The organism is Myxococcus sp. CA039A (assembly GCF_013336645.1).
Taxonomy (GTDB): Bacteria; Myxococcota; Myxococcia; order Myxococcales; family Myxococcaceae; genus Myxococcus; species Myxococcus llanfairpwllgwyngyllgogerychwyrndrobwllllantysiliogogogochensis.
Map to the genome: position 1 here is coordinate 1 of NZ_JABUMQ010000423.1, position 8,279 is coordinate 8,279.

Annotated in this window: 4 protein-coding genes and 2 tRNA genes; 1 reads left to right on the forward strand and 5 read right to left on the reverse strand. The window is 68.4% G+C overall.

Annotated features, from left to right (window positions below):
* Positions 1-319: 319 nt before the first annotated feature.
* Positions 320-1,438 carry an oxygenase MpaB family protein gene (locus HR086_RS42150; protein ID WP_373564424.1) on the reverse strand — a complete coding sequence of 373 codons (1,119 nt, stop codon included), beginning with the start codon at positions 1,436-1,438 and terminating at the stop codon, positions 320-322.
* 231 nt (positions 1,439-1,669) lie between these two features.
* Complete coding sequence (locus HR086_RS42155) at positions 1,670-2,209, reverse strand: hypothetical protein (RefSeq protein ID WP_174468447.1); 540 nt, start codon at positions 2,207-2,209, stop codon at positions 1,670-1,672.
* Between the two features lie 541 nt (positions 2,210-2,750).
* Between HR086_RS42155 and HR086_RS42160 the strand changes: the two genes are divergently transcribed.
* On the forward strand, positions 2,751-3,518 hold the full coding sequence (locus HR086_RS42160) for a hypothetical protein (RefSeq protein ID WP_174468448.1): 768 nt from the start codon (positions 2,751-2,753) through the stop codon (positions 3,516-3,518).
* 424 nt (positions 3,519-3,942) lie between these two features.
* Here HR086_RS42160 and HR086_RS42165 read toward each other — a convergent pair.
* The 3 genes from HR086_RS42165 to HR086_RS42175 form a co-directional block, all read right to left on the reverse strand.
* Positions 3,943-4,019 (reverse strand) — tRNA-Asp (locus HR086_RS42165).
* Positions 4,020-4,026: 7 nt separating this feature from the next.
* Positions 4,027-4,098, reverse strand: a tRNA-Val gene (locus HR086_RS42170).
* A 141-nt stretch (positions 4,099-4,239) separates the two neighbouring features.
* Positions 4,240-8,279 (reverse strand): IPT/TIG domain-containing protein (locus tag HR086_RS42175; RefSeq protein WP_254626692.1); only part of this gene is annotated, 4,040 nt, incomplete at its 5' end.

An 8,279-nucleotide genomic window follows, 5' to 3' on the forward strand; every position in this document is an offset into this window, starting at 1 on the left:
GCCGTGCACGATGGCCTGGAAGGCCTCATCCAGTGACGGCGTCGCCGAGGAAGCGCCGCGCGCGGGAAGAGAGCGAGGGGTTCGGGGGGAGGGGGTGACGCGACGGGCTCTGGGCATGTGGAGCCCGGCGTAGCACGGCTCAGGTTGTTCGACCATCCGTGAATCCAACCCCCGCCCCCTGGGGGGTTGTCCGGGCGAGGAGCCAGGCTGATTTCAGGATGCGTCGTGGATGCGTTCACCCCGTGGAGCGAGCTGTGTGTCCGCTCCAGGTCAGGGTTGAGCAGGCGGGTTGCTGACGACATGCGTCGAGCCCCCCGCGCTAGCTGGCCTGCTTTTCCCCGGGGGCCGTGAGGTTCCACGACTCCTGGAGCGACTGGGGGATGCGGAAGGATACCCGGCTGCCACCCGTCTCGGAGGAGTGCAGCCCCTCCAGCAGTTCGCGAGACAGGGAGGCGGAGATCTTCGCCGCGAGGCCCGATTGGTCCTGCGCCTCGTCCGACAGGGAGAACATCCACCGCATCGGCCCCAGCAGATGGCGCGTCCAGTCCGTCTTCTCCAGCCCGACGGCATCGGCCACCGCCTCGCTGCACAGCTCACGCATCATCGCCACCGCGATGCCGTCCATCATCGTGCCGGGGATGCGCGTCTTCAGATAGTCGACGAGCGCCTTGGTCAGCGCGGCCCCCTCCACCGAGGGTTTCACCTGACGCTGTTGGATGGCCTCCCAGAGCTGCTGGGCATCTTCCAGGTCTCGGGGCAACAGCGTGGGGTGGATGCCCAGGAAGTGCCCAATCACTCGCCAGCAGTGGAAGTAGGCGTCCTCTTCCTGCGGGGTGAAGTCGAGTTGGAGCCGGGTCAGGACCCGGGGGACCAGGGCCAGCGTCAAGAGCGTCGCGACATGGTCCTCCTGATTGGCCGGAGTCCCCCACTCGGACGCCTGCCACCTGGCATCTCCGCCGACGTGGTAGCGGATGGTGGCATGCAGCAGGCGGATCTTCTGCGCCGTGCGCACCCCGAAGCCCTTCGGCCCCAAGCCGCCCTCGCCCATGACATCCAGGACGAATTGCGCCGTCTCGATGATGCGACGATGCACGTGCTTGTCGATACCGCCCGTCCAGGTCAGCACTTTGGCCGCCTTGGCCCAGGCGTAGCAACAGGGCAGGGACCACGTGAAATAGGCCAGGGTCATCTGCATGCCATAGCGCTGGAAGAGCCGCTGGCCCAGAAGGACCTTCTCCGCATCAGCCCACTCGGGCCAGTCATCCGTCTGATTCAGGTACGCCTCCACGGCGTCTGGCATCTCCCCTGGAACGAGGTGCACATTCGACTGGATGCTCTGGAGGATGCGGTTGACGGTCGCCACCTCGTTGTTGGCGAAGACCTCCTGGATGACCGCGTCCGCCACGGGCTCGCCCATGAAACGAAAGGGTTCGAGCACCTCATCTGTCCAGCGGCCACGGGATGCGGAATTTGAAGACATGGGGGCTTCAGTGAATCCAGGCACGAGAATGGGATTGCCCATCCCGGTGCTCAGGGATGGGCAAACGAGCGTCCCACGTTGTCCCCGCGAGTGTCGAGGCACGAGGGTCGTCGGCCGTCGGCGTGGTTGCCCCGCCCGGAGCCCGAGCCCACGCACGTCGTGCGCTCCATGGGAGGCAGTGTGCGGCGACTACCGCGTGAGGTTCACGTTGTACGAGCCGTCGCCCGACGTGGCGGTGCCCGTCACCGTGGTGGTGCCGACCTTGCGGCGCACCTTGCCGGTGCCGTCGTCCTCGATTTCGCCGGCCAGGGTCAGGTTGAGGGTGACCTCTCCCTCCAGGTCACCAGTCATCCGAAAGGGGCCCGTGAGCGCGCCGGAGAAGGTGCCGTTGGGGATGTTGCGAAGCTGGAGGTTCAGCTCCGGCTGGGTCGCCGTATCGGTGGTCGACGCGTAGGTGATGTTCACCGGCTCCTCGTCTTCGCCTACGACAATCTCGCCGTCGGAGTAGGTGGCCATTCCCACGCGCAGTCGCATCCCCTTGTTGTTGGAGGCCCCCTGGTCCACCTGTCCGGAGATGAGGAGCGTCCCGGACACGTTGCCGGGTGCTGACTGGGCCGGGATGTTGGCGCTCGAAGCGGCGTTGAAGCCGGCGAAGCCGAGCTGCAGGGCTTTGCTGACGGACTCATCGAGTCCCAGGTATGCGCGTCGGGCCTGTTCGTCGGAGCTCACCTCGTCATCACCACAGGCTGTCAGGCCAGCGGACATGAAGAGAGTGAATGCGACAGTGGTCACGACACGAGAGATGAATGGGTTCATTCCGTCTGTCTAATCCAGACACCTCACGCTGTACCACTCGCTCCGCGATACGAATAAAGCGGGGCCCTGTGTGTGGCCGAACGGCGGTACGGAGGGTCCATTTCCGTGTACAGCCTCAGGGATGAGGACGCATGTCTCAGGGCCAGTGGCAGCGGGTGCTCTTGGCATCAGTGCAACGCGCCATCGAGCGAAGCCTGACACCTGATGGCAGGGACGACGTCTATTGGCGCGGCGAGGTACACGAACAGCCGCTACAGCCGTATCCGGACACCGCGAGGCAAGCTGTGGCACCTCGCCGGTGGTGAACCCGCTGCTCATCAGGAAACACCGCGGCCTGACCCATGTCGGTGGTCGTGCCGATGCGCCCCCTGGGAGCCCCCGTGCGTGCTGTTCGAGGAGAGGGCCTTCCTATCTCGTCTCGCGCCCCGTCCTGTCCCGTTCTAGAGAACCGTCCATGTCCCTGCCGCTGCCGCCCTACCTTCAGGCTGCCCCCATCGCCGGCCTGCCCGTCGCCCACCGCTGGGGTCCGGGCGAGGCGATGTCGGCCTTCGGTAACACCCATCGCACGGTCGAGGGCCACCTCGCGCATCTGTCCTTCCGGGCCCTCCTGGGCTTGGCCGCCGCGTTAGGCGAATGGATGCACCGCCGCTTCGAGCACCTTCACGACGACCACGAGATGCGGCTGGCGGTTGAGGCCATGTGGGCCGCGTCCATCGACATCCGCTACTTGAAGGTGGACGCGATGCAGTTCCCGCAGGACACGGCCAGCGCCATCCACGGGCCACTGCAGGCGCTCAAGTGGGAGTTCGTGAACGCCGCCGACATCTACGGCGAACTCGATTTCGGGCTTGTGCGCTACCTCCGCGGCGACGCCAACCTCGTCAACTTCACGCTTCCGGACAACAAGGCCTTCCAGGCCTGGTTCAAGGCGGTGCTGCCGCGCCTGGCGCCACTGTCCGCCCCGTCGGCCCGCGATGCGGCCCACGGCGACCCGGACGACGCCTCCGACGGACAGGCCGGCACGGACCCTCTGCTGTGGGGAACGCCAGTGCCCCGCGAGGCCTTCGACCCGGCTTTTCCGCTGGCCACGGCCGACCGCGTCGCGCTCATCGACACGCTGCTCGCCTCCGTGTCCGCCACGCCCAACCCGTTCCTGCGCACACCGGCGGAACTGGCGGCGGCCGGTTTCCACGGTGCCCCCTACCGCTACACGGGCCCGTGAGGATGCCGGCACGGCGCGCGCCCACCGACGAGGCGGGCAGCGCGCAGCCACGCCTGCGATTCCTGTGGGACGAGTGGCATGTCACCGCGCACTTCCTCGACATCGACGACGCCCTGCTCGCGCGGGTGGTGCCGCTGTGCCCGCGGCCCCAGCAGGCGCTGATGCTGCCTGGGGGACGGGCGCTGGACCTTCCCGGCTCGGTGGGGATGCACTCAAGGGGAGCGGTACCTGCGCGGCCCCTCCGTGTTCTGCCAGCCCACGTCGCGCCGGAGGCCCGAGAGAGCGCGGTGCAGCAGATCGAGCGGCAGATACCCCTCCAGCACCACGTGGCTCCAGCCAACGCCGCCCGAGGGGGCACGCTGAGGGCACATGGGGGGAGGAAAAAGAAAAGCCCAGCAACCCCTAAGGATTGCTGGGCTCTCAATGGCGAGGAGTACGGGACTTGAACCCGTGGCCTCCGGCGTGACAGGCCGGCGTTCTAACCAACTGAACTAACTCCCCATAACCTTGGGCGGAACAGGGATTGAACCTGTGACCCTCGCCTTGTAAGGGCGACGCTCTGCCGCTGAGCTATCCGCCCGCAGGCGTGTTCCGCGTTGCGACGAGCGGGCTTTTATAAGTGGCTCACTCCACTGTCAAGCACCTGTTTCGAAGACCCAGGATCTTCCGTCACCGGCCGCGCGGAGCGTGAAAACGCTCGTGCGGCCGGTGACTTAGGGGCCTAGGGGACGGGCGCGACGTCCACTGTGCCCAGGTTCTCCGGGGCCACGCCGTTGGCTGAGCCGCCCTCGCCAGGATTGGGTTGCCAGTCGCCGTAGCAGTACGGGCCGGTGCCCACCCGGAAGCGCCACAGGTAGCCGTGGTTCAGGGCGGCGTTCACCGGAAGGTCCGCCTTGTACTCGTCGTCGTTGCCGCCATCGCTCTGAACCGTGCCAGCCACCCAGGTCCAGGCCGGGCTCACACCCGGGTCCTGTGTCTTGGGGCCGTGGCCCAGCTCCGCCGACAGGGTGGTGGCCGGAGGAGGGGCGTTGGTGACGCCGTCCTCGTAGATGAATCCGTACATGGTTCGGTTGCCGCTCAAATCACTGAGCTTCAGCGGCCACTGGAGCCGGCAGTAGTCGATGCCGGCGTGGTTTCCGACGGTGAGGGCGTGTTGCTGGCCCAGCGTGTAGCCCCCCACGTCGCTGCCGTCCTTGTCGCAATAGGTCCACGTGGAGCCATCCGTGCTGTAGCGCAGGCTCACGGCGCGACTCGTCGTGTAGGCCGGACGCAGCTCGGTGGTGAATTCATCCGTGTCCGCCTCACCCGAGGCCTCTCCGGCGTACGTCGCCGGCTTCCAGGTGAACGACGCCGAGGTGGTGGAGGCGTCCGTGTCCGCGTTGCCCAGGCCGACCTGCACCTGGATCCCTGTGCCCGCACCGGGGCCATTGGTGACTCCGGGGATGCGCACGCGGCCTGTCACGGTGACAGCGTCGCCGCTGCCCACCGTCGTCCCACTCACGCTCTGCAGCCGGCAGACGCCCGTGGCCGCCGCCTGCACCGTCAACGTGCCGGCGTCCGCGATGTCGAAGTCGTCATCCGTCCCGTCCGCGTCGCAGTACACGTAGGGGCCCGTGCCCAGCTTCACGCGGTAGGCGAACCGGAAGCTGCCCGCCGTGCCTGGGTTGGGCAGGGTGGCCCGGTACTCGTCGTTCTGGGTGTTGCCCGTGTCGGCGCCATGTGTCGCGGCCGTCCACTGCCAGCCTCCGCTCGTGTGGGCGCTGCCAGCCGGTCCGTAGCCCAGCTCCGCGACGATGCCCGCACCGGCGCCCGCGCCCGGCGTCACGCCCGCCTCGTGCACCTGGACCGCGATGACCTTCGAGGCCGCCTCACCAATGGCGTAGGCCTCGACAGGGGGCGCGGCTTGCGTCTCACCGCCCAGGCGGCACCAGTCCACCTGCGGCGGCACCACCGCGGCCACCGTCAGGACCGACGCCTGCGCCGTCTGGTAGCCGTTGGCGCTGCCGTCCCGGTCGCAATAGGCCCAGGCCTCGGTCTGATACCGGAAGCGCACGGCCACCGCGTAGGTGCCCTCCGCGGCGGGCGCCGTCAGCGACGTCTCATAGGAGTCCTGCGCGCCGCTGTCCGTCTCGCCCGAGAAGCTCGCGGCCTTCCAGTTCCAGCCCGTCCCCGTCGCCGGGTCCGAACTCGCCGGGCCATACCCCACTTCCGAGGTGATTCCCGCGCCCGCCGCGCCGCTGGTGCCGTCCGTCACCGTCGTCACGAGCACCTTGCCGTGCACCACCTGCGTGGCGCCGCCCGGCGTCGCGCTCAACGTGGCCGGACCCACCAACTGGCACGCGTCCACGGCCACGGGCTTCACTTCCAAGCCACCGGCCTGGGCGAGCGTGAAGCCGTTGCCGAGGCCGTCCGCATCGCAGTAGCGGTACGCACCGCCATTCACGTTGAAGCGGATGGCGAACTTGTAGCGGCCCACCGTCCCAGGGTTGGGCAGGGCGGCCTTCCACTCGTCGTTGCTCCCGCCTCCGCCTGACTCACGGTTGAAGCTCGCGCCCGTGGAGGTCCACTGCCAGCTCGCCGTCTCCGGCGCGTCCGCCTCCGGGCCGTAGCCCACCTGTCCCTGGATGCCCGCGCCCGCGCCCGTGCCCGGCGTGACACCCTCCATGTAGACCTGGGCGTAGATTTCCTTCGTCGCCTGGCCCACGCGGTACACCTCGCTCGGCGGAGGCTCGATGGCCTCACCGCCGAGCTTGCACCAGCCGATGGAGATGTCCTGCGCCGCGCTCACGGTGAGCGTGCCCATCTTCGTCGGGTCGAAGCCCGCGGCCCCGCCGCTGTTGCCGTCCGAATCGCACAGCAGATACGCACCGTCGTTCACCTTGAAGCGATAGGCGAAGCGGTAGCTGCCCAGCGTGCCCGGGTTGGGCAGCGTGGCCTCGAACTGGTCGTTGTTGCCGACCTCGTCCTTGTACGCAGCCGTCGTCGTCCAGTTCCACTGTGCCGACGTGGCGGGGTCCTCCGCCGCGGGCCCCCAGCCCACCTGGCCCACCAGTCCGGTGCCCGCGCCGGCGCCGCTCGTCACGCCCTGCACGAACACCTGCGCCACCACCTTGCGGTTGGCCACCGCGTCCGTCGCGTACGTCACCGTCTCCGGCGTGTCGTTCCCGTTCGGGCCCAGCTTGCAGTAGCCGATGACCTTGGGGACCACCACTTCGCCCGCGACCGTGAGCTGGCCGAGCTGCGCGAGCTCGAAGTCCTGGCCGCCGTCATCCACTCCGTTGCCGTCGCAGACGCGGATGGGACCGCCGTTGGCGCTGAAGCGCACCGCGTAGCGATAGTCGCCATTGAGGCCGGGGTTGGGCAGCGTGCCCTTCCACTCGTCGTTGACCTCGAAGTTGTCCTTGGCCCAGGCCAGCGGCGTGGCCCAGTTCCACAAGGGCGAGGTGCGTGGGTCCTCCCCCGCGGGCCCCCAGCCGAGCTGGCCGGAGATGCCCGGGCCCGCGCCCACCTTGTCCGTCACGCCCGGCATGTGGACCTGGGCGAAGACCGTCTTGAGTCCCGACGTCTGCGTGGTCTGGTAGTTGATGACCTCGGGGGCCTTCTGGTCCTCGCCAATCTTGCACCAGCTGACGGGCGGCTTCGGCGCCTCGGTGCCCACGGTGAGCGTGCCCAGCTTCGCCAGGCTGAAGGTCAGCTCGCCCTCGACGCTGTCGTTGACGCCGTCCGCGTCGCACACGCGCCACGCGTTCTCACTGATGCTGAAGCGGAAGGCGAGCTTGTACGTGCCCACCGTGCCCGGGTTGGGCAGGTCCGCTTCCCACTCGTCGTTGTTGCCGTGTTCGGCCTTGTAGACGGCGGGGACCCACGTCCACGCGGCGGAGTTTCGAGGGTCCGAGTCCACCGGCCCCATGCCCAACTGCGCCACCAGTCCCGAGCCCGCGCCGGCGCCCTGGGTGATGCCCGCCGCGTACACCTGGCCCGCGACCTTGATCAGCGTCGAGTCCGTGGGGCGGTAGAACAGCTCCGGGTTGGCGCGGTTCCCGTCGGGACCCAGCTTGCAGTAGTCCACGCGCGGCCGGGTGATGAACACGCGGCGCAGCATGTCCTCCGTCACGCCGTTGGCGGTGCCATCGCCATCCGCCATCACCCACGTCTTCCCGCCGTCGATGGAGAAGCGGATGGTGATGACCCACTCGCGGCTCTCTCCGCCGATGGCCGGCTGCAACAGCACGTTGCCCTTGTAGATGTCCGCTTCACCGCTGTCGGAGTCGCCCTCGTACGTGGCCTCCTCCCAGGTGTAGCTCTCCGTCTTGAGCAGCTCGCCGTTCGCCGGAGCAAAGCCTACCTGCGCGCGCACGCCGCCGCCCTGACCCACGCCTCGGGTGAGGCCGGCCACGGTGATGGCGCCTCGCACCAGCACGCCCACCGGCTGCCCGCCGCTCACCGCGTCGGTGTTGCCGTTGATGATTTCGGCCTGGTCGATGTTCGCCGTCGGGGGGCCCTCGTAGAGGAAGCCCTTCACCAGCACGCCATAGGCGCCGTCCGGGTTCACCACGCGCACATCCACCTGCGCGGTGCTCGCGGAAGGGGAGTAGCCGTAGATGCGGAAGGCGTTGACCACGACGACGCGCAGGGCTTCCTGGTTGCCGAGGTAGAGCTTCGCGCCCTGCTCGAAGCCGGAGCCATAGACGTTGATGAGCGTGTTGCCCGCGATGGGGCCACCGGTGGGGGTGATTTCCCTCACGGTGGGCGGGGTGAGCG

Bases quoted from the DNA above. Each gene is read 5' to 3' on its own strand.
- HR086_RS42160 (WP_174468448.1), top strand. From the start codon at position 2,751: ATGTCCCTGCCGCTGCCGCCCTACCTTCAGGCTGCCCCCATCGCCGGC.